The organism is Arthrobacter sp. Ld5, from assembly GCF_051172775.1.
GTDB lineage: Bacteria > Actinomycetota > Actinomycetes > Actinomycetales > Micrococcaceae > Arthrobacter_D.
Map to the genome: position 1 here is coordinate 95,063 of NZ_JBPKBO010000022.1, position 24,698 is coordinate 119,760.

Consider the following 24,698-nt stretch of genomic DNA (forward strand, 5'->3'; position numbering starts at 1 on the left):
ATTGGAGCCATGGCCCACACGACGCAGCACGACGACGCCCGCCCGCGGACCCCTTCCCCCCTCGCCCGGCTCGCCGAGGCGCACCGCGTGGGAACCACCTTCAAGGGATGGGACGGCGAACCCGCCCAGGTCGCGCCCGCGACGCTCGTGGCGGTCCTCGCCGCACTCGGTGTCGACGCCTCGTCCGACGCCGCCATCGCGCAGGCCCTCGCGGACGCCGCGACCGCCCCCTGGCGGTCGGTCCTGCCCGCCGTCGTCGTCGTGCGGCGGAGCGACACCGACCCCGTGCCCCTCCACGTGCCGGCCGGTGCGGAGGTGGAGCTCTGGATCGTGGACGAGGACGGCGTCCGCCATCCGGGGTCCGTCGGCGTGGCGGTGGAGGCCCGGACGATCGACCGGCGGGACGTCGAGCGGCGCGACGCCACCCTGCCGCGCTCCCTGCCGCTCGGCTGGCACACGCTCCACGCCGGCGTGGACGGGCGGGAGAGCACCTGTGCCCTCGTCGTCACACCGGACCGGCTGGGTACGACGGCGGCGCTCGCCGGCCGCCGCCGGTGGGGCCTGATGGCCCAGCTCTACTCGGTCCGCTCCGCCGGCTCCTGGGGCATCGGCGACCTCGCGGACCTCGGCGGCATCGCGCAGGCGGCCGCACGGCACCGGGGCGACTTCGTGCTCGTGAACCCCCTCCACGCGGCCGAGCCGGTACCGCCGGTGGAACCCTCGCCCTATCTGCCGACCACGCGCCGGTACTTCCACCCCCTGTACCTGCGCATCGAGGACATCCCCGAGTACGCGGGTCTCGGCGCCCCGGAGCGGAAGCGCGTCGAGGACCTCGCCGCAGGCTTCTCCACCGTGAACACGGCCACGGACCTGCTCGACCGTGACTCCTCGTACGCCGCGAAACTGGAGGCGCTCGAGCTGATCTTCGCCGTCGGACGGCCCGCGGGACGCCAGCAGGACTTCGACCGGTACCGTGCCGACCAGGGCCGGGGCCTGGCCGACTTCGCCCTGTGGTCGGCGCTCGCCGAGGCGTACCCGCCGGGCGCCCCGGAATGGGACGGCGTCGGACGTCCCGGCTCGCCCGGAGCCCGTGCGTCCGCCGAGCGCCACGCAGAGCGGGTCGACTTCCATGCGTGGCTGCAGTGGCTGCTCGATGAGCAGTTGCGGGAGGCCCAGCAGAAGGCGACGGACGCCGGGATGTCCATCGGCGTCGTGCACGACCTCGCGGTGGGCGTCCACCCCAGCGGGGCCGACGCGTGGGCCCTCCAGGACGTTCTCGCCCGGGGGATCAGCGTCGGCGCGCCACCGGACATGTTCAACCAGCGCGGCCAGGACTGGAGCCAGCCGCCCTGGCACCCGGACCGCCTGGCCGCCTCGGGCTATGCGGCATTCCGCGACATGCTCCGCAACATCCTGCGCCACGCCGGCGGCATCCGGGTGGATCACATCCTCGGCCTGTTCCGGCTGTGGTGGATCCCGCAGGGCGAGGCGCCCGGCGCCGGAGCGTACGTGTACTACGACCACCGGGCCCTGATCGGCATCCTCGCCCTCGAGGCGGAACGGGCCGGGGCGATCGTGGTCGGGGAGGACCTCGGGGTCTTCGAACCCGGGGTGCAGGAGTACCTCGCCGAGCGCGGCATCCTCGGCACGTCGATCCTGTGGTTCGAGCAGGACGCGGACGGGCCCCTTCCCCCCGAGGCCTACCGGGAGGGCTGCCTGACCACCGTGACCGTGCACGACCTCCCACCCAGCGCCGGGTACCTGGCGGGCGAGCACGTGGCGCTGCGGGAGAGGCTCGGGCTGCTCAGCCGGCCCGTCGAGGAGGAACAGGCCGAGGACCGCGCCGTCCAGGAGAAGTTCCTGGACCTCCTCCGGGAGCGCCGGCTCCTCGCCGACGGCGCCGAGGACATCCCCGGGACCGTCGAGGCCCTGCACGCCTTCATCGGGCAGACGCCGTCCCTCCTGCTCGGTGTGGCGCTCGCGGACGCCGTCGGGGAGCGGTGCACGCAGAACCAGCCGGGCACCCATGACGAGTACCCCAACTGGCGGATCCCCCTCGCCGACGCCGACGGGGCGGCCGTCCTCGTCGAGGACCTCGCCGCGAACGGGCGCTTCTCGTCGCTCGTGGCCTCGCTGGGCCTGCCCGCCGGGGCCGGGACACCGGACGGACCCACGCGGGCCGAGGAGCCGACCCCACCCGCCGGCTGAGCGCAAGCGGGGACATTCCGGGGTCGAGGCGGACAAGGAGAAGGCGGGCCCCGACATCATGCCGGCGCCCGCCCTCCGGGGAACCGCTACTTCCCAAGATCCTTCCCGAGCTCCGGGCGCGTGTCGCTGTCCTGGGCCTGGAACGGGGTGTCCTCGATGTCGCGGGGGTTGCCTCCGGCCGGTCCGGTGGTACCCGTCGCCGTGCCGTTCTTGCCGGACGCGGACTCGTCCTTCTTCAGCGCGCCCTTCAGGGTGTCCTGCACCTCCGGGGCCTTGGCCTTGATGGTGTCGGTGGTCGAGGCGACGGTCTCCTGCACCTTCGGGTTCTCCCACAGCTCCTGGGCCTTGGTCTTGAGCTGCTCGTAGCTCTCCCGGCCGGCCCGCGTCCCGAGGACGTAACCGGCCGCCATGCCTGCGGCGAAAACAAGCTTGTTCTTCATGGTGTTCTCCCATCGATGGACTGCGTTCCATCCGAATCTAGACCACCCGGTCGGCCGGGGGCGAGAGTGGCCACCCGGGGCGCCGTGCTGTAGGGGTCTCCGGGATGGAGCGTCGGCGCCGGACGCTAGGTTGGTGGCGGTAGGTACAGGACAGGGAGGCTCCATGCCCGAGGGCGACAGCGTGTTCCGGCTGGCGGTCCGCCTGCGGCGATCCCTCGACGGGCGCACACTGCGCCGCGGCGACCTTCGGGTGCCCGCGCATGCCGCGACGCCGTTGGACGGGATGCGCATCGCGGAGCACGTGACCCACGGCAAGCACCTGCTCACGCGGTTCGACGGCGGGCTGACCCTCCACACGCACCTGCTGATGCAGGGCTCGTGGACCGTGACGGCCCCCGGCAGGGCCTTGCCGCGGACGCTCCTGCCGGACGCCCGGGTGATCCTCGCCGTGCGGGACGGCCCGACGGCGTACGGCCTGGATCTGCCCGTCGTCGACCTGCTGGACACCCGGGCGGAGGGCGACGCCGTCGGGCACCTCGGTCCGGATCCGCTGCGGGAGGACTGGTCCGCGGACGAGGCGGCACGCAGGCTGCGCCGCGACCCGGGGGAGCGCGTGGCCGCCGCCCTGCTCGATCAGCGGAACGTGGCCGGGTTCGGGAACCTCTGGGCCAACGAGCTCTGCTTCCTGCGCGGCATCCACCCCGACACGCCCATGGCCGACGTGGACGCCGCGGCGCTGGTGGCCCTCGGCGCGCGGTGCCTGCGGTTCTCGGCGACGCAGCCCGGCGCGCACCAGGTCACCACGGGGAACACCCGCCGGGGGGAGAAGCACTGGGTGGCAGGCCGCGCCGGCCGGCCGTGCCTCCGGTGCGGCACCACCGTGCGCGTCAGGGCGGAGGTGCCGCACGACCCGGGCCGCCGTCGCACCTGGTGGTGTCCCCGCTGCCAACCGTTGCCCGGCTGAGGTGACGGTCCTGCGCGCACCTCGTCGCGCGGGTCCTCAGCGCCGCGCGGCGAGGGCGGCCGCGAAGGCGTCGGCGGAGGCGGCGGAGCTGTCGATCCGCCAGTCGGTCTCCTTCGCGATGTGGAACCAGACGAGCGCGACGACGTCCGGCTGCGCGGAGACGTATCCGAACAGGGCGGAGATCCACTGGGGCTTGGACCCGCCGAGCTCGGACGAGGCCGTCTCGCCGATCATGATCGGCGTGCCCGGGGCGAGGTGCCGGAGCTGCGCGATGCCCTCGCCGAACAGCGCCTCGGGTTCCTGCCAGGAGCTCCACGACTGCGAGGTACCCCAGTTGTAGCCGTCGAGCGCGGCGACGTCGACGTAGCCTCCGCCCGGGTAGAGCTGGTCCAGGGGCGTGGACCCCCAGTAGGGGACGTTGGGATTCCACACCCAACTGATGTTGGTCGCGCCGGTGGAGGCGACGACGTCGTGCACGTGCCGGTAGGCGGCGACGTAGTCGGCCGCGGTGTTGCCGTTCACTCCCACCGCCCACGGGTACCAGTCGCCGTTCATCTCGTGGGCGAAGCGCAGGTACACGGGCTGCCCCCAGCGTCCCAGGGCGGTGCCCCACTCGCGGAGATAGGCGTCGAACTCGCCGGCGGCGATGCGGTCGAGGGAGTAGGCGGGCTGCTCGGTGCCCCCGCCCCAGGTCCAGGGCTCCCAGGTCAGCAGCGTCTCGGCGCCGCGGGCGCGCACCGCGTCGAGCTCCGCGATGGGCGCGGGCTGGTTGAAGTCCTTGTAGGACAGCACGATGGAGGGCGCCTCACCGGCGAGGGCCGTGACGGCGTCCAGCTCACCGCCGACGGCGGGCCCGCCACTGGTGCCGACGCCGAAGCGGATGCCCTTCGGGGCTGCGGACGTGGGCGCCGGGGCGAGGACGGTGTAGGCGGCGCTCGCGGTGGTGGTGCCGGCCGTCGCCGTGATGCTCACAGGCCCGGTCCCCGCTGGCACGATCGACACGGTGAAGGCGCCGTGCGGCGTCGTGGTCAGGGACGCGCTCACGGTCCCTGCGACGATGGTCCCCCTCGTCTTCTTGGGGAAGCCCGCGCCCGTCACCGTGATGGCGGCGCCGGAGGTTCCGGCGGCGGAACTGAGGGTGATCGTGGCCGCGGCCTGGGCCGGCGCCGGCGTCACCCCGAGCATCAGGACGGACAGCGCCACGGCGACCACGGCGAGGCGCGCGGCGGTCGTCCGCATCACGGATGCTGCGAGAGGGGGAACGGGAAGCATGATCGGCACCTCGCTGGTTCGGTGGCCCGGCCGACCGCGAAGGTCCCGTGGCTTTGCGTCCCCGGCTCGCGCCGGGTTTGCCCTTGTCGCCGAGCGGTCGCCCGGGGCGTCGTCGGACACCGCGGTGCAGCGGGGCCCACCTCATTGTGCAGCGAGACCCGCAGGACGGCGGCAGGATTGCGCCGGACGACGGCTAGGATTCCGGCAGCTCTTCCGCAAGGGGCTTCCGGGGTGGGCCTTGGGAAATCGACCGGCCTGCACGACAATGGGTCATGTGGCGGGCTGGTGGCTCCCGTCGCAGCTGTGCGGAGGGGGAAAGTTGAAGCAGAAACAGACATTCACGGACACGATCGCGGCGCAGGTGGCCGAGTTCAGGCCCACCTTCGATGCTCAGATCGGTCCGGCGCTCGCGGAGGTCTTCGCGCTGGAGCAGGAGGAGCTCCGCCGCGCGGGGATCCCGAAAGGCATCGCCCGCGTGGGCGACACGCTCCCCGAGGCCCTCGTGTACGACGACCGAGGGCGTCCGGTGCCCCTGCGGGAGGTTCTCGGCGCGGCAGCCGCGATCATCGTCTTCTACCGCGGTGGGTGGTGCCCCTACTGCAGCATCGCCCTGCAGACCTATCAGCGGGAACTGAGCCCCCTCGCGGAGACCTTCGGGACGCGGCTCATCGCGATCAGCCCACAGGACCCGGGGATCGCGGGGGACATGGCGCACGAGAAGGGGCTGTTCCTGCCGCTCTATTCGGATGCATCGAACGCCCTCGCTTCGCGGCTCGGGATCGTCACGACGCCCGGCCCCGAGGCGACGCTCGCGCGTATCGCCCTCGGAGTGGACGTCGCCGGGTCCAACATGGGCCGGACCCCGAGGCTCCCGTTCCCCACGGTGGTCGTCGCCGACGCCACCGGCACCATCCGGTTCATCGACGTGCAGGTGGACTACACGAACCGCACGGAGACCAGCGACATCATCGATGCCCTCGTAGCCCTCTGACCGGCCGCGCGTCCGCCCCGGGTAGGCTCAGGCTTCCTTCGCCTGGCTCCGGGTGTCCTCCGACGCCCGGGTGTCGCGCATCAGCTGGCGGCGGTCGAGCTCTTCCCGGAGCTCGTGGTGCTGCCCGTCGGTCTCCGCATCCACTTCACCGTCGCGGACGTACTGCACATCCCTCGACCGGTGGTTCCTGCTGTTCAGGATGTCCAGGTCATCCCGATCGATCAATGTCAGGTCCTCCGGGAAGACCTTGTCCGGATCCAGCCTGCTGTCATCACTCACGAAGTGCCTCATTCGGGTACCAAGAACTCGAGAGCCCCGCTTCTAGAGGCGAGAACGACACTACCGTAAGTGCCTCCTACTTCCGGTTCCCTGCCGGACAGCTCCCCGGGCGTCCAGGGGGACGCTGAGCCGGATGTGTGTTCCTCGACCGAGGGCACTCGAGATTGCCAGGGCGCCGTCGCAGAGTTCCGCGTGCCGTCGCATCTCCGTCAGGCCGGGGCACGAGGACGGTTCCACGAACCCGGCACCGTCGTCGACGATCTCCATCCCGAGGTGATCGGGAAGAGCCTGCAGCGTGATCGTGATGGAGTTCGCGGCAGCGTGCCGGAGTGCGTTGGACAGGCCCTCCCGGATCACTCCGTGGACATGGTCCGCCAATCCGGGATCGACCGAGGCGTCGAGGGGGCCCGAGAGATGCAGTACGGGCTGGATCGTATGGCTCTCCGCCACCGCTGCCACGAGGGCGAAGACCCGGGCGCTGAAGGCCGGGGCGACCCGCGGGGCCGACCTCAGCGAGTGGATGGTGTCCCGTAGCGTCCTGATCGTCGCATCGAGTTCGGTGGTCACCACCCCGAGGCGGTCGAGGGCCTCCGGGTCCGGGAGGTGTTTGCGGAGGACCTGGATGCTCAGGCCCGTCGCGAACAGTCGTTGGATGACGAGGTCGTGGAGGTCGCGTGCGATCCGGTCCCGGTCGCTGAACACCGCGTCCAGCTCTCGTTGCCGCTGGGCACACAGCAGCTGCAGGGCCAACGACACGTGGGACGTGAACGTCCGGACCATCGCCTGGTCGACGTCGGTGAACGGGGCGTCCGCCCGGCGACCGAACAACAGGTACTGCCGCTCTCTCGACCCGGCGAGTCGGACACACAGGGCCGTCGTCGGGGCCGTGAAGGAGGCCCCGGGCAGCAGGCGGGCGATCTCCCCCGGTGTCAGCAGCAGGGGAGGTGACGTCACCGTCAGATCCTTGAGGCGCGTCGGACAACCCCATGATTCTCCGACGAAGGAAGAAGCCTGGGGGCCGCCGGCCGCCGCGCAGAGGAGCCGACGCCCGTCACCGATCTCGCGGAGAACGAGGGTGATGTCGCTGCGCGACGCCAGCAGGGCGTGGTGCGCGAGGGATGCGGGATGGCTGTGGGTCGGGCCGGTCTGTCCGAGGATCTCGCGGACCGCGTCGAGGCCGCCCTGGAGCCATCGTGTGCGGCGGGCTGAGTTGTCGATCGGGCGGGAGTTCGCGATCGCGACGGCGGCCGCGGAGGCGACCCTTTCCAGGACCGTGTCGAGATGGATGTCCTCGGACGTCGCACCGAATGCTTCCACCAGGGCACGGATGCCCTCCGGCGTTCCGGAGGGTGTAACCGTCAGACGCCGCGGCGCAGTCTCCATCCTCTCAGGATGCCCGACCGGGAGGGTTCGCCGTGGCGCTTCCTGCCGGCGACAAAGCCCTTGCGCAAGGGCTGAGGATGAACAGGGGTGCAGGGCGGGAGGCCCTGCACCCCTGCCGCCCCCAGTGCCGTGTGCTCGACCCGGAGACTCCTCCCAGTGAAGAGCGGATCCCGCCCGGACGCAACCGCTGTTCATACAGCCGACACCCAGCAAAGTGTGGGTCGGCCGACCAGCACGGGCCACGCCGTCGAGCCGCCGGTCGGGAAGGCCCTGCGGTCAGGGACGGACTGGTGATCGAGGTCTATCCGGGTGGCCGCGACGCCGATTAGAGTTGGATGCAGCGCTGCCTGTACTGATCGTGATCCCACTGCCGAAGGGTGTGAAGGATGAGCGAGGAGCTCAGGGTGAAGAGGGGTATGCCGTCGTCCCACCACGGCGGCCGTGACCGGGAGCGCGATCTCGCCACGGAACTGGCCGAGCTCGCCCGATCCCTGCAGCGCGAAGCGGACTCGGACGCGATCATCGCCGGGTTCGTCCACGCGGCCCTCGAACTGATCCCCGGGGTCGACGAAGGCTCCGTGAGCATCGTCCTGGGACGCAGGAACATCGGATCCCGGGGCGCCTCCGGGGACCTGCCCGCACGCATCGACGCACTGCAGATGGAAACCGGCGAGGGCCCGTGCCTGGAAGCGGCCTACGAGCACACCACGGTGCGGGTCCCCGACATGGCGCACGAAACGCGGTGGCCGCTCTTCGGGCAGCGGGCCACGCAGGCCGGCGCCCGGGGCATGCTCTCCATCCAGCTGTGGGTCGAGGGCGACGACCTCGGCGCCCTGAACCTGTACTCGTACCGGGCCGGCGCCTTCACCGACGAGTCCGAGAACATCGGCCTGCTCGTCGCCTCCCACGCGTCCGTCGCGTTCGCCGAGGCCGAGAAGAACCGCCAGCTACGGGAGGCGGTGAACTCCCGGGACGTCATCGGCCAGGCCAAGGGCATCCTCATGGAACGGCACAAGATCACCGGCGAGCAGGCGTTCATCGTGCTGTCCATGGCCAGCCAGCGCAACCGCCTGAAACTCTGGAACGTCGCCGACCACCTCATCAGCAGCGGCGAACTCCCCGGAACGAAGACCGCCCGCTAGCGGCTCGTGCCCCGCAGCACGGTGCCCGCACCCGCCCGGGTCAGTGGTCGAAGTGCGTGGTCGTCGGTTCTGTCTGCCCCACCGAGGCGAGGATGCCCGCAGCGAGGTCCGCCACCTTCACGTTCCGTGTGGAGGATGCCTGGCGGAGGATCGCGAAGGCCTCCTTCTGCGTGCACCTGTTCTGGGCCATGATCGCACCGACCGCCGTGTCGATGGTGGTGCGGTTCACCATGGCGGCCTTGAGGTGCTGCGTGTCCTCGCTGAGCTGGGCGATCCGCACGGCCAGGCGGAGGGATCGGGAGGCGTCGCGCGCGAGGCCCTCGGCCACCGCGATGCCCGTCGCGTCGAAGGCGTCCGCAGTGGTGGAGTAGAAGTCCAGGCCCGCGCTGGCACCCTCGTCGAGCCGGATCGGGATGCCGAGGGCGGAGCGCAGGCCATGGGATGCGATGGCACTGCGGTACTCGGGGAAGCGTTCCTCGGTCAGGAAGTCCCGGATGTGCACGGTCTCACCGGTGCGGGCGGCCCGGAGGCACGGGCCGTCGTCGAACCCGTACTGCACTTCGTCGAGTTCCCGGGCCTTGTCGCTGCTGCTGGCGACGGTGATCATCGATCGTGGGCGCAGGAGGGTCACGCCGCAGAACACCTCACCGTAGGCGCTGCTGAACGCCTCGGCGGCGATGGTCGCGAGGCCGGTGAGGAATTCCTGGACGTCGTCGCTCTCGAGGACCATGTCCTGCAGGAGCGCGGTGACCGGATCGCGATCGATCTCGCGAGCAAGGTCCTTCTCATCGGGCATACGGCTGGTTCCTTGGACGAAGCGGTCATCGGGCCGACGCTCCGCGATCCGCTCCGAAGCGGATCGCCGGGTGAGCCCCTTCCACGGAGTGCCGCCGAACGTCGTCCTGCGATCAACTGTACGACCCGGGAGCCATGCAGTGGTCGATCTGCCGGCTCCGTGCGGGAGTGCTCCGCGGGCACTCAGGGACCGGCCGCGGCTCCGCCGAGCTTGTCCGGGTTGCGCACGAGGTAGACCCCGCTGACCCTGCCTCGCTCGTCCACCCCGAGGGCGACGGTCAGCTCCAGCCGATCACCCGCGTGGACCAGGATGCCCTGGCCGCCATTGAGGGGGCCGATGCCCACACGCGTCCCCGGCGCCGGCGTACGGGCGATCTTCAGGAGGAAGCCGGCGATCGCCGCGGCGCCCACGACCGGTTTGCGGGCCGCGACCACCTTGCCACCCCCGTCGGAGAGCAGGACGGCGTCGGGTGCCAGGACGTCCATGAGGGACTGGAGGTCCCCCGTCTCCACGGCGGACTGGAAGGCCGCGAGGGCCGCCGTGCTCTCGCGGGTGCTGCTCGCGGACCGATCGGCGGCGCCGAGGCGGGCCCGTGCCCGCGCCGCGATCTGCCGGACCGCTGCCTGGCTCTTGCCCAGGGCCTCGGCGACCGCCGGGTACGGGAGGTCGAAGACGTCGTGGAGCATGAACACGGCGCGCTGCTCCGGCGTGGCCTGCAGCAGCACCACCGTCAGGGCATAGCTGAGCTGTTCGTCCAGCAGGAGGCGCTGCTCCGGATCGTCGGCCCCCGCTGCGAGGGGCTCGGGCAGCCAGGGGCCCGGGTAGGACTCCCGGCGGCGGGAGACGGTCCGGATCGCATTGAGCGCCGTCCTGGCGGCGATCGTGGCGAGGTAGGCGCGCGGGTCCCGAACCACGGACGGGTCGACGCCGGCCCAGCGCAGGTAACTGTCCTGGACGACGTCGTCGGCATCGGCGCGGGTCCCGAGGACCTCGTAGGCGATCGCGAACATCAGGGGGCGATGCGCGGCGAACAGCTCGTCCTGCTCCGTAGGGGAGGCCATGGGCTCAGCCTACGGGCACTGCCGGGCCGGCCGGCCACGTGTAGGACCCCGACCGGCGCGCCTCCCCGGCCAGCCAGGCGACCGTCATCCGGCAGATCTGTTCCTTCCCCCAGCCTCCGGGTCGCCCGGAGAGCGCCCAGGGGCGGGCCGTGTCATCGGCGCGTACGAACTGCACGTGCCCCCGGCCCGCCCCGAGGTCCAGGCACTGTGCGAGGTAGCCGGCGTCGATCGGCGACGGAGCGGCGCCCGTCAGGCGGGCGAGGACGTTGTCGGCGGCGTGGGCTCCCATCGGCAGGGCGATCGCGCAGGACGCCCGCAGGTGGAGACCGGCCGCGCCGGTGACGGACACGGCGTCGCCGGCGCCGAGGATGCACTCGTGACCCGGCACGGCGAGGGTCGCGTCCACGAGGAGCCGACCCCCGCCGTCGACCGGCAGTCCGCTGTCGGCGGCGAGGGACGGCACGGCGAACCCCGCCGTCCAGATCGTCGCCGCTGCGGGCGGACGCGGATGCGCGCCCGGGGTCCGGGGAGTCACGGTCCCCGTGGCCGGGTCCACGCTGCCGCGCTCGACGACGACGCCCAGGCGGCTCAGGCGGCGGGCCACCGCGGCCTTGCCGGTGAGGGGATGGGCCAGGCCCGACGGGGCGACGACCGTGATCCGCAGCTCGGGACGCTCGACTGCGAGCACGCTCGCCAGCTCCACGCCCGTGGGACCGGCGCCGGCCACGGTGACTGTTGCGCCGGGCCCAAGACGCGCGATGGCGCGCCGCGCCCGCGCCGCGGCCGCCGCGTCGGTGACCGATAGCAGAGGGGTGGACGGTTCCCCGCTGCCGACCGCGTACACGAGCCGATCGAAACCGAGAGGGCCGGAGTCCTGCAGGGTGGCGGATCCCCGGTCGGCATCGATCCGGAGCGCGCGGTCGGGAAGGCGTCGCACCCGTGGATGCAGCACCGTCGGCCACGCCACGCCTGCCGAATCCCTGCTCCCGGCGGCCACCCGGTGCAGCCGGATGCGCTCGGTGAACTGCGCCCCCGGGTCCACCAGGGTGACCTCCACCGGGGGCCGGCCCGCCGTGCTGCCCGCAACCCTGTTCGCCGCCATCACCCCCGCATACCCGCCACCGACGACCACCACGTGCACTGTTCCGCTCATCACGCCTCGCTTCCTCAGGAGTTCCCGACACCATCAGGACACCGCTCGCCGGTGGTCTGTGACAGGGGCCCACCCGGATTGTCGGGCCGCGGTCAGACGGTGGCGGTGCTGGCTCTGACCACGAGTTCGCCGGGGGGCATGGACGTCGTCCGGATCGTGCCGGTGTCGAGCAGGTCGAGCAGGAGTTCGGCGGCCACCCGGCCCTGCATGCCCGGGTTCCTGGACAGGGCCGTGACCGCGGGGAAGGCGAGCCGGCAGTGCAGGGAGTCGTCCCAGCTGATGATCGCGACGTCGTCCGGGCAGCGCAGGCCGAGCTCGCGCAGGGCGAGCAGCCCGCCCATCGCCATGAGGTCGTTGCCGAACACCATCGCCGTCATCGGTGCCCCCGGTGTCTCCGAGGGGCGGAGGAGGGTCACGGCGGCGTCGTGGCCGGCCTGGAGCGCGTAATTCGCCTCGTACTGGACGACCTCCATGCCGTGGCTCGCTGCGCGTTCCCGCACCCCGCGGATGCGTTCCTTCTCGTGCAGGAGCCGGTGCGGGCCGGACACGTGCCCGATGCGGCGATGGCCGGCGTCGTGGAGGTGGTCGATGATGGTCGCGGCGTCGACGTCGTGGTCCGTGGTGGTACCGGAGAAGGCCGGCGGTGCCCCGGTCTCCGGGGTGCCGTGCAGCACGAACGGCAGTCCCAGGCGGTCCAGCAGGGCGGGCCGCGGGTCGTCGAGCAGGTGGTCGAAGACGAGGACGCCGTCGACCTTCCGCTCGCCCGCCCACCGCTCGTAGACGGCATGCTCCTGGGCGGGGTCGTTGCCCACCATGCGCAGCATCAGCGCCGTGTCGCTCTCGGCGAGGGCGGCCTCGATGCCGGCCAGCAGCCCCATGTGGTACGGCTCGGTGCCGATGAGTGCAGGGTCGGCGGAGAGCACCATGCCCACGGCCCCCGCCCGGGACCGGGAAAGCGCCCTCGCGGAGGAGCTGGGGTACCAGTCGAGTTCCTCGGCGAGGTCCAGGACACGACGCCGGGTCAGGTCGCTGACGCCCGACTGGCCGTTCAGCGCGTAGGAGACGGACGCCTTGGAGATGCCCAGTCTCTTCGCCAGACCGGCGATGGTTTCCTTGGCCATGGCTTACACAATAGCCCCACGAATTCCTTGACCGGCCTCGGAATATCCCTTACGTTCGAGTCAGCGGCTGAACCGGTTCAGTAGCTCCGACTTCCCCACCGAGGAGAACCCCCTGTGACGTATTCGCTCCAGCTCTACACCCTGCGGACGGCCCTGGGGGAGGACCTTCCGGGCACCGTCAAGCGTGTCGCCGCCCTCGGCTACACCGCCGTCGAGCCCTACAACTTCGTCGCCACCGCGGACGAACTGGCGGCCGCGCTCTCGGAGAGCGGACTCACCGCCCCGTCGGGCCACGCGCCCCTGCTCAGCGCCGACCAGGACGAGATCTTCGAGGCCGCGCGGAAGCTCGGCATCGGCACCGTCATCGATCCCCACGTGGAGCGTGCCCGCTGGACCTCGGACGAGGACATCCGCGCCACTGCCGACGCCCTCAACGCCGCGGCCCGGAAGGGCGCCGGGTACGGCATCACGGTCGGCTACCACAACCACGAGTTCGAACTCGAGGAGCGCGTCGACGGTACGTCCGCCCTCGAGGTCCTCGCCCGTCACCTCGACCCGGCGGTCGTCCTCGAGGTGGACACCTACTGGGCGGCCGTCGGCGGCGAGGACCCCGCCGAACTGCTCCGCCGGCTCGGCGACCGCGTGCGGTTCATCCACATCAAGGACGGCCCGCTCACCAAGGACAACAAGGCCCAGGTGGCCGTCGGCTCCGGAAGCATGCGCGTCTGGGACGTGCTCGACGCCGCTCCCGGGATCGAGGCCGCCGTCGTCGAACTCGACGACTTCGACGGCGACATCTTCACCGCCGTCGCCGACAGCCTCGCGTACCTCCAGGAGGGGAAGAAGTGAACACTGCTCCACAGCGCACCGGGCCGGTCGGCGTCGCCGTCATCGGCGCCGGGGTCATCAGCAAGGAATACCTCACGAACCTGACCGGCTTCCCGGACGTCACGGTGCACATCGTCGCCGACATGTTCGAGGAGGTCGCCGCCGTCCGCGCCGCGGAGTTCGGCGTGCTCGCTTACGGCGGGGTCCAGGACGCGCTGGACCACCCCGACGTCGAGATCGTCGTGAATCTCACCATCCCGGCAGCGCACGTGGAGGTGGCGACCGCCGCGGTGAACGCGGGCAAGCACGTCTGGAGCGAGAAGCCCTTCTCGCTGGACCGTGAGAGCGGCATCGGACTCCTGAAGACGGCGGACGCCGCCGGGCTCCGCCTGGGCTGCGCGCCCGACACCTTCCTCGGCGCCGGCCTGCAGACCGCGCTGCGCCTCGTGGCGCGCGGCGACATCGGCGAGCCGCTGACCGCGCTGACGCTCATGCAGTCGCCCGGCCCCGAATCCTGGCACCCGAACCCGGCCTTCCTCTTCCAGGAGGGCGCCGGGCCGCTGTTCGACATGGGACCCTACTACCTGACGACGCTCGTCCAGACCTTCGGGGCGATCACGAAGGTGGCGGGCGTGGGATCCACGTCCCGTGCGACGCGCACCATCGGATCGGGGCCGAAGGCCGGTGAGGTCTTCGACGTCACCGTCCCGTCCCACGTCAGTGCGATCGCGCAGTTCGCGAACGGCGCGTCCTCGCAGAGCATCTTCAGCTTCGACTCGCCGCTCAAGCGGGCAGGGTTCGTCGAGGTCACCGGCACCGAGGCGACCCTCGCGTTCCCCGATCCGAACAACTTCACCGGCGATCTCCTGCTCACCCGACGGGGGAGCGACGAGCCGGAGGTCATCCCGGCCGTCGGCGCGACATCCACGCGCGGCAGCGGTGTGCTCGAGATGGCCCGGGCCCTGCGGGAGGGACGCCCGCATCGTGCGCAGGGCGAGACGGCGTACCACGTCCTCGATGCGATGGTGTCGATCTCGGAGAGCATCGCCACGGGGGAGTTCGTGTCCCTCACGAGCACAGCGACGGCCGCCGAGCCGCTGCCCGAGGACTGGGACCCGTCCGCCGCGACCCTCTCCTGAGCCCTTCGATCGCCCCGCACAGGAAGACGGACCGGCGGTGGCCGACCACCGGAGTCTCGCGGATGTCGAGCATCTGTCGGGATCCGGTGGCGGCGACGCCCGTCGGGTACTGGCGTAGGCTGGGAGATGCGGGCACGTTCGCGCCACCTCTGGCGCCGCCCGCGAGGAGGCGGAATTGGTACAGCGTATGTCAGACCCCACGTACAGGGCACAGCAGTGGGAACAACGGTACGATCCGCAGATCGAGGACGTGAACCGGCTGTGTGACACCCTGGCCGAGTCGAAGCCCGGGTCCGCGGTGCCCTACATCGATCCGATCCACGACGTCGACGGCTGCAAGATCGTCAGTCTCTTCTCGAACCCTGGATCCGCCCTGCCCTCCGGCTTCGTCTCGTTCGAGAACGACGACCCGAGTTCCATCCGCATGGCCGGCATCTATGAGGCCGTCGGACTGCGCCCCGATGCGTTCATGCCGTGGAACGCCCACCCGTGGTACCTGCCCGAGGGCAAGGAACGGGCGCTGACCATGGACCAGATCGCCGACGGCGTGAAGCCCCTGCTCACCTTCCTGCAGCAGGTTCCACGGGCGTCGGCGCTCGTGGCGCACGGCGCCGATGCGCACAAGGCAGCACGCCGGCTCATGAAGCTCGAGAACCGGGCCATCGCCAAGCGCGGGTTCAAGATCTACGAGGTCCGGTCCCCGGGAGAGCGTGCCTTCAAAGGCACGCCCGCCAACCAGGAGCTGTGGCTCAAGGAGATCCAGGCGGCCTACACCGATGCGATGGGCCGCGCCGGAATCCGTGCCCGCCAGTCCATCTGAGAATTTGCAGGCTCCCCGGAGCCGCATGAGGACCCGGGAGGCGGACGCCCGGGCGACCCTCAGGCGCGGTTGCCGACCGCGTGGCGCCCGGTCTCGGAGGAATGCTCCAACGAACGCTTGAGGGCCAGTCCCCGCAGCGTCGCCGCGATGTCCTCGATGGACTGCTGCACCCACGCGAAGGCGTCGTCGTCCGTCATCTGCGTCTCGACGTCCGGAGCGCCCGCCTGGTGCGCGAGGGCGAGCCGCCCGACCGTCCCCTCGAGCTGCGCGAGCACCGCGTCGGTCTCGGCCGCGAGCTGACGGGCGAGGGTCTCCCTCCCCCGTGCGTCCCCACCGCCGGGCACCTCGAGGACCGCGCTCCGGTGCGGAACGGCGTCGTCCGTGGGCGTGGGGGCAGACGGGCACTGTGTGCTCATGGATCCGAGACCTCGGTGTGTGGTGGGGGCACCCTGGCCTGGCTCAGGGCGGAAAACGGCATTGACAGGGACAGTGTGCCATCACCCGGTCGCATTCCCGGTGATTTCGACCCGGATCCGACGCGAAAGTTACCGACGGGTACGGACCGTCCGTCCGATGCCGTCCGTCAGGGATCCTGCTTCGAGGTCAGGTAGGTCGATCCGTCCGGATTGCGCACCACCGTCCACTGCTGCAGCTCCTCCTGCCGTGCCCGCTGCGCATCGTCGTCGCGATACACGATCGGTCCGGCGGTACTGCCGCGCTGTGCCGGCCCGAAGAACATGCGGAGCTTGCCGGTGGCCCGCATGAAGCGGGCGGACAGCGGATCCTTCGCGCTCATTGATTCCTTTCGGCGTCCGGAACGGGAGTCGTCCTCCGTGGTGCTCTCCGGTCGGAGGCGGGGGCCTACTGGTCAGGGTACTAGTGTTCCCGCGCGGCGAGGGCAGCGGGCCGGCATGGGACGTACCCGCGACGGGCCCGAGGTCGTCCGTCCAGCGGGTCGGCGCCGCCGCCGTCGCGATGATCCGGGCAATGTCACCGGGCGGCTCATGTCGGCCGGTCCGCCTGTGCCTTGGTGCCCTAGGTGAAGTTCTCCGTCGTCATGAACTCGTGCCCCCGCCGCACCAGGTCCTCGAGGACGGTGAGGTCGACGGCGGCGAGCGTGGTGATGTACAGGCACCCGGCGCCCCGCCGATGCCTGCCGAGACTCGGCAGCAGGTCCTCGGCCCCCGGAGCGGCGAGCAGGCCGTAGAGCGCCTGCGCCGTGCTGCGCGGCGAGAACCCGACGGACAGCGCGTCGCCCTCGTGCCCCGACGCGTACCGGTAGTGGTACCGGCCGAAGCCGATCATCGAGGACCCCCACATGACGGGTCGCTCACCCGTGACCCGGCCCATGAGCTCGAGCAGGACCAGCGCGTCCGCGCGGCGTGTCGGATGCGTCACCGTCGCGATGAACGAGTGGGGATCCTGATCCGTCGGCTGGGTCCGCAGTTCGGCCACGCTCGGTCCACCTCTTCCCGGGGCGCACCGTGGGCGCCCATGCGGCAACAGTAGACGGGCCGCCGACGCGCCGGAAGTGTCGGTGGCAGCGGCTAGTGTCGGGGCAACGACGGACACCTCGAAGGGTTGTATGCTCCAGGCCAGCAAGCTGCTCCAGATCAGCCGCATCTACGTCGAGCCCGCGGCGGCGGCCCTGCCGCGCGGCCAGGAGATCCTGGCGCGATGGCCGGACGCCGACGTCGTCGAGGTGGCGAGTCACTGGCGCATCCCGGAACTCAGCGGGGACGAGGCGAACGTCCGGCGCTGGGTCCGCATCAAGACCGAGGCCCTGATCGTCGGCGTCAAGAAGTCCCTCACCGCGAAGCCGAACGGGCGGTCGGCGGACTTCATCGCGCCGTCGACGGCGAACGGCTGCGCCATGGCCTGCGCCTACTGCTACGTCCCGCGCCACAAGGGCTACAGCAACCCCATCACCGTGTTCGCCAACATCGACCAGATCAGCGGCTACCTCGAACGGCACGTGGCGCGCCAGGGCATGAAGCTGGAACCGAACCAGTGCGACGAGCACGCCTGGGTGTACGACATCGGGGAGAACAGCGACTGCTCGGTGGACGCGCTCGTCAGCGACAACGTCCGGGACCTCGTCGACCTGTACCGGGACCTCCCGACCGCGAAGCTCTCCTTCGCCACCAAGTACGTGAACCGGGACCTGCTCACCTGGGATCCCCGGGAACGCACCCGCATCCGCTTCTCCCTCATGCCCGAGACGCTCGCACGCACCGTGGATGTGCGCACCACGCCGGTCGCGGAGCGGATCGCCGCGATCAACGACTTCGTGGAGGCGGGCTACGAGGTGCACGTCAATTTCTCCCCCGTGATCATCACGCCCGGGTGGCAGGAGGAGTGGCGCGAACTCTTCGGCCGACTCGACGCCGCCCTGTCGCCGGCGGCGAGGAAGCAGCTCGCGGCGGAGGTCATCTTCCTGACCCACAACCAGCAACTGCACGAGGTCAACCTCGGCTGGCACCCGCAGGCCGAGGAGATCCTGTGGCGGCCGGAGCTGCAGGAGACCAAGCAGTCCCAGAACGGGTTCACGAACGTGCGCTACGTCGCCTATGAGAAGCGGGGGTACCTCGACGAGTTCCTGAGCCTCGCCGCCGCGCAGCTGCCCTACTGCCGGATCCGCTATGCCTTCTAGGACGCGCACCACGCCCCGTCACCCCGCGATCGCCGTCGCACACCTGGTCCCCGTGTCCGGCCGGTGCCGTTCCGCCGTCGGATCCGAGGGTCGCGAGGAGCCGTCATGACCGCTGGCCATCAGGAGGGCCCCGGCCGGTACCTCGCTCCGCAGCTGCCGCGCCCCGTGATCATGGACCAGTTCTGGGCGGACGCCGTCTTCCTGCACTGGCGGATCGACGCCGCGGCCGTGGCGGGCTTCATGCCGCCCGGCGTCGTCCCGGACGAGGTGGACGGCTCGTCCTGGGTGGGCCTGATCGGCTTCCGGATGGTCGGCGCCGGGTTGGGCCGCGGACTGCCCGTCCCGTACTTCGGGTCCTTCACCGAGGTCAACGTCCGGCTCTACTCGCGCGGCCCCGACGGCAGCCGCGGCGTCGTGTTCGTGACCCTGGACGCCTCCCGCCTCGCCGTCGTCCTCGCCGCCCGCGCGGCCGGGATCCCGTACGTCTGGTCGATGTGCGCTCCGCTCGTGCGCGGGGACGGCGCGCGCCGGGAGTACGGCTACGACGTCGTCCGGTACCGTCGGCAGGCCTCCTCCCGCTTCGCGGTGCAACCGGACACGGCGGTGACGGCGGAGGACCCGCTGTCGCTGGAGCTCACGGCACGCTTCGGACTGCACAGCGTCCTCGCCGGACGGACCCTCTACATCCCCAACACGCACGCGCCGTGGCCCCTCCACCCCGCCACGCTCACGGAGCTCGACGACGGGCTGCTCGCCGCGGCGGGGCTCCCCGTGGACGGGCCGCCGGAGTCCGTCCTGTTCTCCCCGGGCGTGCAGACCCAGTTCGGGAGGCCCCGCGAGGTGCGCGCGGGGTGATCCCCGGGCGCCGGTGGGCAGGGCGCGGCCGTTCGGGGCCGTGCCGGCGATGCCGCGCCCGGACGCCCGGACCCGTCAGGTGAGGTCGATGCCCGAGGGGCGGATGCTCAGTGTCTCGATCGTGGACTCGCGGGTCGCGTCCACGGCGAGTCGCACGGCCCGCGCCACCTGGCCGGGCTGGATCCACGCCTCGGGCCGGTAGTCCTTGCCCTCCCAGGCATGCAGTTCCTCCTGCATGTCGGTGGCCACCCTGCCGGGGTGGATGGAGCTGACCCGGACGCCGTGCCGGCGTTCCTCCTCGCGCAGGGCGTCCGTGAGGGCGCGCAGCGCGAACTTGGTGCCGCTGTAGGCGGCGGAGCCGGCCCCGGAACTGTAGCCGGAACCGCTGTTGATGGTGACGACCTGCCCGCCGGCGGCGCGCAGCGCGGGCAGGAGTGCCCTGGTCAGGGACGCCACGGCGAACACGTTGACCTCGAAGCTCTCGCGCCAGGCGTCGTCGGACAGCTCCGCCACCGGGCCCATGCGCAGGATCCCCGCCGAGTGGACGAGGACGTCGAGCCGCGGGATCCCGGCGACCGCCGCGGCCACCTGCCCGGAATCGCGGAGCTCGGCGGCGAACGGTTCCGCCGAGGGGAACGACGACGAGAGCTCCGCGAGGGCGGTCAGGTCGCGTCCGCCGAGCAGCAGGTGATGCGTGGTGGCGAGCTCGTCGGCGATGGCGCGGCCGATGCCGCGGGAGGCGCCCGTGATGAGGGCGACGGGGGAGGAGGACATGACCTCACCCTAGCAACGCGCCCGTTCCCGCAGGCGCGGGCGGAATGGTCCGGCGTTGACAATGAAGCCCACGTCACACAAGATCGCCTGACAACAAAAGTTCACTGGGGGACAACTTCGAGAGATGAGAGCGCATGCCTGTCGTAGATCCACCCGATGAGACCCTCACGGAAGGCGAGGTCCTCACAGCAGCCCAGGCGCTCGTGGCCGCCTTCCGCGCGACGGACACCGAGGCCTACTTCGGGTGTTTCGCCCCGGAGGCCACCTTCGTGTTCCACACGGAGGAGCGCCGGCTCGAGGACCGGGCCGCCTACGAGGAGCTGTGGGCGGGATGGATCGCCGACGGGTGGCGCGTGACGGACTGCATCAGCAGCGATGCGCGCGTGCAGCTCGTCGGGACGACGGCCGTCTTCACCCACCACGTCCGGACCACCACCTCGGTCGGCGGCGCGAGCGAGACGACCAGCGAGCGGGAGACGATCGTGTTCCGCCGCAGCGGGTCCTCGATCGATGCCGTCCACGAACACCTCAGCCCCGCCCCCGAAGACCTCACGGAAGAGAGCGCCGCATGACGCAGGCCCCCCAGACCTCGGCGTATAGGCGCCTGTCCGATCACCTCGACAAGAACTCGGACGGCTACGGGCCGTTGCGCGGCACGCTCGGAACCGCCCGCATGGGCATGATCTGGCTCGCCGCCAACCTCGTCGTGACCACCCTGCTCACCGGGACGCTCTTCGTCCCGGGCATCAGCTGGGGCCTCGCGGTCGGCATGATCGTCCTCGGCACCGTGATCGGCGGCTCGGTCCTGGTGCTGGTCGGGAACATGGGCACCCGCACCGGCCTGGCGACGATGTCGCTCACCAAGGGCTCCTTCGGGCTGCGCGGCTCCTTCCTCCCGGTCGCCGCGAACGTGATCATCCTGATGGGCTGGAGCTGGGTCCAGGCGATGCTCGCGGGGGTCACGGTCAACTTCCTCGTCGAGCAGGCCACCGGATTCTCCAGCCCGGTCCTGTTCTCCGTGCTCTGCCAGCTGCTCGTCGTCTGCCTCGCGATCTTCGGCCACACGGGCATTGCCCGCGTGGAGCCGTGGCTCGCCCTCGTGATCCTCGCCTTCATGGCCTACATCTTCACCACGGCGTTCCTCGCGTACAGCCCCGCGGACTTCGCGTCGATCCCGCAGGACGCCGCCGCCGGGTGGACGCCCGTCGCGGCCCTCGACGTCGTCATCGCGACCGCCATCTCCTGGACCGTCCTCTCCGCCGAGTTCAACCGGCTCGCCCGGTCGCAGTCGGCCGGCGTCGTCGGGTCGGGCGTGGGCTACATCCTGTCCACCGTCCTCGCCATGACCCTCGGCGCCACGGCCATTGGGTACGTGGTGCTCGACGGCGGCGAGGCAGTGCCCTTCGATCCCACCGTCATCGTCGCCGCGTTCGGCGCACCGCTGGCCGTCGTGATCTTCCTGTCCGTCATGGCCACGAACACCATGGTGGTCTACGGGATGGTCGCGTCCGTGGTGAACATGGCGCCGTCCCGCCGCGTCACCTTCCTGCCCACGGCCATCGTCCTCGGCGCGATCTCGATCCTGGGGTCCACGTGGCTGGCCCTCCTCAACCAGTTCACCGCCTTCCTGGTGGTGATCGGTGCGCTCTTCATCCCGGTCTTCGCCGTCATGCTCGTGGACTACTACCTGGTGAGGTCCCGGCACTACGGACGCGACATCCTGCGCGCCCGCGGCGGGGAGTACTGGTACTGGGGTGGGGTCAACATCGCCGCTGTGCTGGTGTGGCTGATCGGGGCGGTCGCCTCCCTGGTGCTGACCTACCAGGTGCCGAGCCCGATCGGCGCGACCATTCCCACCTTCGTGCTGTCGGCCCTGCTGTACCTGGCCTGGGCCGCAGCGACCGGGCGGATCGACCGCACGCGGCGCCCCCACGCCCACCTCCTCGACCTGCAGGACGAAAGCCGCGCGCATGCGGATCGTTGACCTGTCCCAGCCGGTCCACACCGGGATGCAGGTCTATCCCGGTGACCCGGAGGTCACCCTGAGCACCGTGGCCACCGTCGTCGAGGACGGCTACCAGGTGGCGTCCCTGCACGCCGGCTCCCACACGGGGACCCACCTGGACGCGCCCCTCCACTCCATCCCGGGCGGACGGGCCGTGGACGCCATCGACCTCGCACGGCTGGTGGGGCCCGCGAGGATCGTGCGGTGCACGGGTCTCGCGGCGCGCGAGACCATCCGCTGGTCCGACGTGGCGGACCAGCTCGAGGACCTCGACGGCATCGCCATGGTGCTGTTCCGCACGGACTGGTCCGAGCACTTCGGTTCGGAGCGCTACCTCGAGCACCCGGTCCTCGCGGCCGAGGTGGCCGAGCAGCTGCTCTCCGCGGGGATCACCGTGGTCGGCGTCGACACCCTCAACCCGGACGCGACCCTCGACAACGGGGACGAGCTGCCGTTCCACGCCGTCCTCCTCGGCGCCGACGGCGTGATCGTCGAGAACCTGACGAACCTGGCGCAGGTCACCTGGGACCGCCCGCTGGTGTCGGTGCTCCCGCTGGCCCTGGCCGGGACGGACGGCGCGCCCATCCGCGCCGTCGCGATGCAGCAGGACGCCTGACCCCGGGCCGGGCACCCGGCGCGGCGGTCCCCCGGGCCGGGCACCCGGCGCGGCGGTGCAGACCCGGTGGGGCGTTCCCCCGGGTCTGCACGCCCGCCGCGGCGGTCCCGGCCCGGAGCCGGGGCGGGAGGTCAGTCCGTCCGGGAGAGCAGCGCGATCTCGTCGGAGGACAGCTCGAGCTCCGCGGCCCGCACCGAATCCTGGATGCTCTCCGGACGGGATGCCCCCGGGATGGGGATCACCGTCGGGGCGAGGGCGAGCTCCCACGCCAGGCACACCTGCTGGGGGCTCACGCCGTGGGCGTCGGCGACCTCCTGGAAGGGCGCGAACTGCTCGCCGAGCCCACCGGCCTTCTTGATCCCGCCGAGCGGGCTCCACGGCAGGAAGGCGATGCCGTTCTCGCCGCAGTAGCGGAGCTCGTCCTCGCTCGACCGGAAGGCCGGGGAGAACTGGTTCTGCACCGAGGCCAGCGCGCCCCCGAGGATCTCGTTCGCCTTCCTGATCTGGTGCACGGAGGCGTTGGAGATGCCGGCCAGGCGGATGACGCCCTCGTCCAGGAGGTCCTTGAGGGCGCCGACCGAGTCCTCGTAGGGGACCTCGGGGTCCGGGCGGTGGAACTGGTACAGGCCGATCGCGTCCCCGCCGAGCCGCTTGAGCGAGGCCTTCGCGGCTTCCTTGAGGTAGTCCGGGCGGCCGTTCAGCGTCCACGAGCCGTCGCCGGGCCGGAGGTGCCCGCCCTTGGTGGCGACGAGGACGCCGGAGCTGTCCGCCCCGTAGTGGGCGAGTGCCTTCGCGATCAGCAGCTCGTTGTGGCCCACCTCGTCCGCGTCGCGATGGTAGGCGTCCGCGGTGTCGATCAGGGTGACGCCGGCGTCCAGCGCCGCATGGATGGTGCGGAGGGACCGGTCCTCGTCGGGGCGTCCCTCGATGGACATGGGCATGCCGCCCAGGCCGAGGGCGCTGACCGGGGTACCGCCGAGCGAGCGTTGCTGCATTGCTGTTCTCCTTCGGGTAGACGTGCCGACGCCATGATAAGCATGCTTCGCAGCCCGCGATGAACGGCCCTCAACCCTTGCCGAGCGTGAAGATCCGCCGTACCACCCGGCCCTCGGCCAGCGCGTCGAGGCTCTCGTTGAGGTCCTCGAGCGGCCGGGTGTCCGAATGGAGCAGTTCGACCGGCAGGCGCCCCTGCCGCCACAGGTCCAGGTAGGCGGGGATGTCCCGCTCCGGGACGGCGTCCCCCATGTAGGACCCGAGCAGGCGCCGCCCCAGCCCCGCGAACTGCAGGGCCTGCGTGGAGAGCTCCTGGTCGGGGTGCGGCAGGCCCACGGACACGAGGGCGCCGCCCCGGGCGAGCAGCCCGAGGCCCGCCTCCATCACGCGGGCGCTCCCCACCGCCTCGATCACGACGTCGGCCCCACCGTCCGTCGTCCGCCGCACCAGGTCGGCGGCCTCCTCCGGAGCGCCCGCATGGTGCGCCCCGCAGCGCAGGCCGAGCTCCTGCTTGGCGGCGAGGGGATCGATCGCGATGACGGTGGTCCCAGGGATCTGGGCCGCGGCCATCACGGCCATGAGTCCCACGGCGCCGAGCCCGAAGACGACGACCGACTGCCCCTCCCGGACGGCGGCCGTGTTCAGGACGGCGCCGATCCCGGTGAGGGCAGCGCAGCCGAACATGGCGGCGACGTCGAAGGGGACGTCGTCGTCGATCACGACCACCGATTCGCGGGCCACGACGGCGTACTGCGCGAACGCGGAGACGCCGAGATGGTGGTTGATGCGCCCGCCGTCGGCATCGCGCAGCAGGGCGGGCCCGTGCAGCAGGTCGCCGCTGCCGTTGGACTCCGCGCCCCGGTAGCAGAGCGCCGGCCGGCCGGCCGAGCAGGCACGGCACGCTCCGCACGCGGGGACGAAGACGAGCACCACGTGGTCGCCCACCCGCACGTCGCCGACGCCGTCGCCGATCCCCTCGACGACGCCGGTCGCCTCGTGCCCGAGCGCCATCGGCAGGGGGCGGAGGCGGGACCCGTCGATGACGGACAGGTCCGAGTGGCACAGGCTGGCCCGGGCGATCCGCACGACCACCTCGCCCCGGCGCGGTTCGGGGACGGGAACCGATTCCAGGGACAGCGGCGCGCTCGTCGCATAGGGACGGGGCAGTTCGGCGGCGCGAAGCACCGCGGTACGCATCATCGGGC

Annotated in this window: 26 protein-coding genes and 1 riboswitch; of the genes, 12 read left to right on the top strand and 14 right to left on the bottom strand. The window is 71.5% G+C overall.

Annotated features, from left to right (window positions below; all coding sequences use genetic code 11):
• Positions 1-9: 9 nt before the first annotated feature.
• Complete coding sequence (gene malQ / locus ACSGDB_RS11210) at positions 10-2,208, top strand: 4-alpha-glucanotransferase (protein ID WP_434994791.1); 2,199 nt, start codon at positions 10-12, stop codon at positions 2,206-2,208.
• Positions 2,209-2,294: 86 nt separating this feature from the next.
• Here the strand turns inward: malQ and ACSGDB_RS11215 are convergent, their stop codons facing one another.
• On the bottom strand, positions 2,295-2,648 hold the full coding sequence (locus ACSGDB_RS11215; RefSeq protein ID WP_434994792.1) for a YtxH domain-containing protein: 354 nt from the start codon (positions 2,646-2,648) through the stop codon (positions 2,295-2,297).
• A gap of 163 nt (positions 2,649-2,811) precedes the next feature.
• Between ACSGDB_RS11215 and ACSGDB_RS11220 the strand changes: the two genes are divergently transcribed.
• Positions 2,812-3,612 (top strand): DNA-formamidopyrimidine glycosylase family protein, encoded by an 801-nt coding sequence (locus ACSGDB_RS11220; protein WP_434994794.1) that lies wholly within the window; start codon positions 2,812-2,814, stop codon positions 3,610-3,612.
• 36 nt (positions 3,613-3,648) lie between these two features.
• Here ACSGDB_RS11220 and ACSGDB_RS11225 read toward each other — a convergent pair whose 3' ends face one another.
• On the bottom strand, positions 3,649-4,884 hold the full coding sequence (locus tag ACSGDB_RS11225; RefSeq protein ID WP_434994796.1) for a glycoside hydrolase family 26 protein: 1,236 nt from the start codon (positions 4,882-4,884) through the stop codon (positions 3,649-3,651).
• A 17-nt stretch (positions 4,885-4,901) separates the two neighbouring features.
• Positions 4,902-4,976: riboswitch (cyclic di-GMP riboswitch) on the bottom strand.
• Positions 4,977-5,203: 227 nt separating this feature from the next.
• Here ACSGDB_RS11225 and ACSGDB_RS11230 point away from each other — a divergent pair.
• Entirely contained in the window at positions 5,204-5,875 is a 672-nt protein-coding gene (locus tag ACSGDB_RS11230) for a peroxiredoxin-like family protein (protein WP_434994798.1), read from the top strand.
• Between the two features lie 27 nt (positions 5,876-5,902).
• Here ACSGDB_RS11230 and ACSGDB_RS11235 read toward each other — a convergent pair whose 3' ends face one another.
• Positions 5,903-6,154 carry a hypothetical protein gene (locus tag ACSGDB_RS11235; protein ID WP_434994799.1) on the bottom strand — a complete coding sequence of 84 codons (252 nt, stop codon included), beginning with the start codon at positions 6,152-6,154 and terminating at the stop codon, positions 5,903-5,905.
• Positions 6,155-6,214: 60 nt separating this feature from the next.
• Positions 6,215-7,537: a sensor histidine kinase gene (locus ACSGDB_RS11240; RefSeq protein ID WP_434994800.1), complete on the bottom strand. Its 1,323-nt coding sequence runs from the start codon at positions 7,535-7,537 to the stop codon at positions 6,215-6,217.
• Positions 7,538-7,923: 386 nt separating this feature from the next.
• On the opposite strand from ACSGDB_RS11240, the gene ACSGDB_RS11245 reads away from it, so the two are divergent.
• Positions 7,924-8,679 (top strand): GAF and ANTAR domain-containing protein, encoded by a 756-nt coding sequence (locus tag ACSGDB_RS11245; RefSeq protein ID WP_434994801.1) that lies wholly within the window; start codon positions 7,924-7,926, stop codon positions 8,677-8,679.
• A gap of 40 nt (positions 8,680-8,719) precedes the next feature.
• On the opposite strand, the gene ACSGDB_RS11250 is transcribed toward ACSGDB_RS11245, so the two are convergent.
• From ACSGDB_RS11250 to ACSGDB_RS11265, 4 genes are all read right to left on the bottom strand, one after another.
• Positions 8,720-9,475, bottom strand: coding sequence for an ANTAR domain-containing protein (locus ACSGDB_RS11250; protein WP_434994802.1), 756 nt, complete (start codon positions 9,473-9,475; stop codon positions 8,720-8,722).
• A 182-nt stretch (positions 9,476-9,657) separates the two neighbouring features.
• Complete coding sequence (sigJ, locus tag ACSGDB_RS11255; protein ID WP_434994803.1) at positions 9,658-10,536, bottom strand: RNA polymerase sigma factor SigJ; 879 nt, start codon at positions 10,534-10,536, stop codon at positions 9,658-9,660.
• Between the two features lie 4 nt (positions 10,537-10,540).
• The gene (locus tag ACSGDB_RS11260) at positions 10,541-11,689 is read right to left on the bottom strand and encodes an NAD(P)/FAD-dependent oxidoreductase (RefSeq protein ID WP_434994804.1); all 1,149 of its coding nucleotides are present in this window, start codon (positions 11,687-11,689) and stop codon (positions 10,541-10,543) included.
• 92 nt (positions 11,690-11,781) lie between these two features.
• Positions 11,782-12,810 (bottom strand): LacI family DNA-binding transcriptional regulator, encoded by a 1,029-nt coding sequence (locus tag ACSGDB_RS11265; protein ID WP_434994805.1) that lies wholly within the window; start codon positions 12,808-12,810, stop codon positions 11,782-11,784.
• Between the two features lie 114 nt (positions 12,811-12,924).
• Here ACSGDB_RS11265 and ACSGDB_RS11270 point away from each other — a divergent pair, with 114 nt between their 5' ends.
• The 3 genes from ACSGDB_RS11270 to ACSGDB_RS11280 all read left to right on the top strand — a co-directional run bounded on the left by ACSGDB_RS11270 (position 12,925) and on the right by ACSGDB_RS11280 (position 15,597).
• A complete protein-coding gene (locus tag ACSGDB_RS11270) occupies positions 12,925-13,659 on the top strand; it encodes a sugar phosphate isomerase/epimerase family protein (protein ID WP_434994806.1) in 735 nt (244 codons plus the stop codon).
• Positions 13,656-14,777 (top strand): Gfo/Idh/MocA family protein, encoded by a 1,122-nt coding sequence (locus ACSGDB_RS11275; RefSeq protein WP_434994808.1) that lies wholly within the window; start codon positions 13,656-13,658, stop codon positions 14,775-14,777. Before ACSGDB_RS11270 ends, ACSGDB_RS11275 begins: the two co-directional genes overlap by 4 nt.
• 187 nt (positions 14,778-14,964) lie before the next feature.
• Positions 14,965-15,597 (top strand): uracil-DNA glycosylase, encoded by a 633-nt coding sequence (locus ACSGDB_RS11280; protein ID WP_434994809.1) that lies wholly within the window; start codon positions 14,965-14,967, stop codon positions 15,595-15,597.
• Between the two features lie 59 nt (positions 15,598-15,656).
• Here the strand turns inward: ACSGDB_RS11280 and ACSGDB_RS11285 are convergent, their stop codons facing one another.
• The 3 genes from ACSGDB_RS11285 to ACSGDB_RS11295 all read right to left on the bottom strand — a co-directional run bounded on the left by ACSGDB_RS11285 (position 15,657) and on the right by ACSGDB_RS11295 (position 17,052).
• Positions 15,657-16,013 (bottom strand): hypothetical protein, encoded by a 357-nt coding sequence (locus ACSGDB_RS11285; protein ID WP_434994811.1) that lies wholly within the window; start codon positions 16,011-16,013, stop codon positions 15,657-15,659.
• A 167-nt stretch (positions 16,014-16,180) separates the two neighbouring features.
• Positions 16,181-16,393, bottom strand: coding sequence for a hypothetical protein (locus ACSGDB_RS11290; protein WP_434994812.1), 213 nt, complete (start codon positions 16,391-16,393; stop codon positions 16,181-16,183).
• Between the two features lie 239 nt (positions 16,394-16,632).
• A complete protein-coding gene (locus ACSGDB_RS11295) occupies positions 16,633-17,052 on the bottom strand; it encodes a DUF1801 domain-containing protein (RefSeq protein ID WP_434994813.1) in 420 nt (139 codons plus the stop codon).
• A gap of 130 nt (positions 17,053-17,182) precedes the next feature.
• On the opposite strand from ACSGDB_RS11295, the gene ACSGDB_RS11300 reads away from it, so the two are divergent.
• The gene (locus tag ACSGDB_RS11300; RefSeq protein ID WP_434994814.1) at positions 17,183-18,250 is read left to right on the top strand and encodes a spore photoproduct lyase family protein; all 1,068 of its coding nucleotides are present in this window, start codon (positions 17,183-17,185) and stop codon (positions 18,248-18,250) included.
• A 105-nt stretch (positions 18,251-18,355) separates the two neighbouring features.
• Positions 18,356-19,105, top strand: a complete 750-nt coding sequence (locus ACSGDB_RS11305; protein ID WP_434994815.1) for a YqjF family protein — start codon at positions 18,356-18,358, stop codon at positions 19,103-19,105.
• 75 nt (positions 19,106-19,180) lie between these two features.
• Here the strand turns inward: ACSGDB_RS11305 and ACSGDB_RS11310 are convergent, their stop codons facing one another.
• The gene (locus ACSGDB_RS11310; protein ID WP_434994817.1) at positions 19,181-19,879 is read right to left on the bottom strand and encodes an SDR family oxidoreductase; all 699 of its coding nucleotides are present in this window, start codon (positions 19,877-19,879) and stop codon (positions 19,181-19,183) included.
• Positions 19,880-20,013: 134 nt separating this feature from the next.
• On the opposite strand from ACSGDB_RS11310, the gene ACSGDB_RS11315 reads away from it, so the two are divergent.
• Genes ACSGDB_RS11315 through ACSGDB_RS11325 form a run of 3 tightly spaced genes read left to right on the top strand, consistent with a single transcriptional unit; the run spans position 20,014 to position 22,500 of the window.
• The gene (locus ACSGDB_RS11315; protein WP_434994818.1) at positions 20,014-20,451 is read left to right on the top strand and encodes a YybH family protein; all 438 of its coding nucleotides are present in this window, start codon (positions 20,014-20,016) and stop codon (positions 20,449-20,451) included.
• Entirely contained in the window at positions 20,448-21,863 is a 1,416-nt protein-coding gene (locus tag ACSGDB_RS11320) for a purine-cytosine permease family protein (protein ID WP_434994819.1), read from the top strand. Before ACSGDB_RS11315 ends, ACSGDB_RS11320 begins: the two co-directional genes overlap by 4 nt.
• Complete coding sequence (locus tag ACSGDB_RS11325; protein WP_434994820.1) at positions 21,850-22,500, top strand: cyclase family protein; 651 nt, start codon at positions 21,850-21,852, stop codon at positions 22,498-22,500. Before ACSGDB_RS11320 ends, ACSGDB_RS11325 begins: the two co-directional genes overlap by 14 nt.
• 131 nt (positions 22,501-22,631) lie before the next feature.
• On the opposite strand, the gene ACSGDB_RS11330 is transcribed toward ACSGDB_RS11325, so the two are convergent.
• Together ACSGDB_RS11330 and ACSGDB_RS11335 are read right to left on the bottom strand one after the other, a co-directional pair.
• Positions 22,632-23,495 carry an aldo/keto reductase gene (locus tag ACSGDB_RS11330; RefSeq protein ID WP_434994821.1) on the bottom strand — a complete coding sequence of 288 codons (864 nt, stop codon included), beginning with the start codon at positions 23,493-23,495 and terminating at the stop codon, positions 22,632-22,634.
• A 70-nt stretch (positions 23,496-23,565) separates the two neighbouring features.
• Positions 23,566-24,690, bottom strand: coding sequence for an alcohol dehydrogenase catalytic domain-containing protein (locus tag ACSGDB_RS11335; protein WP_434995113.1), 1,125 nt, complete (start codon positions 24,688-24,690; stop codon positions 23,566-23,568).
• Positions 24,691-24,698: the final 8 nt, after the last annotated feature.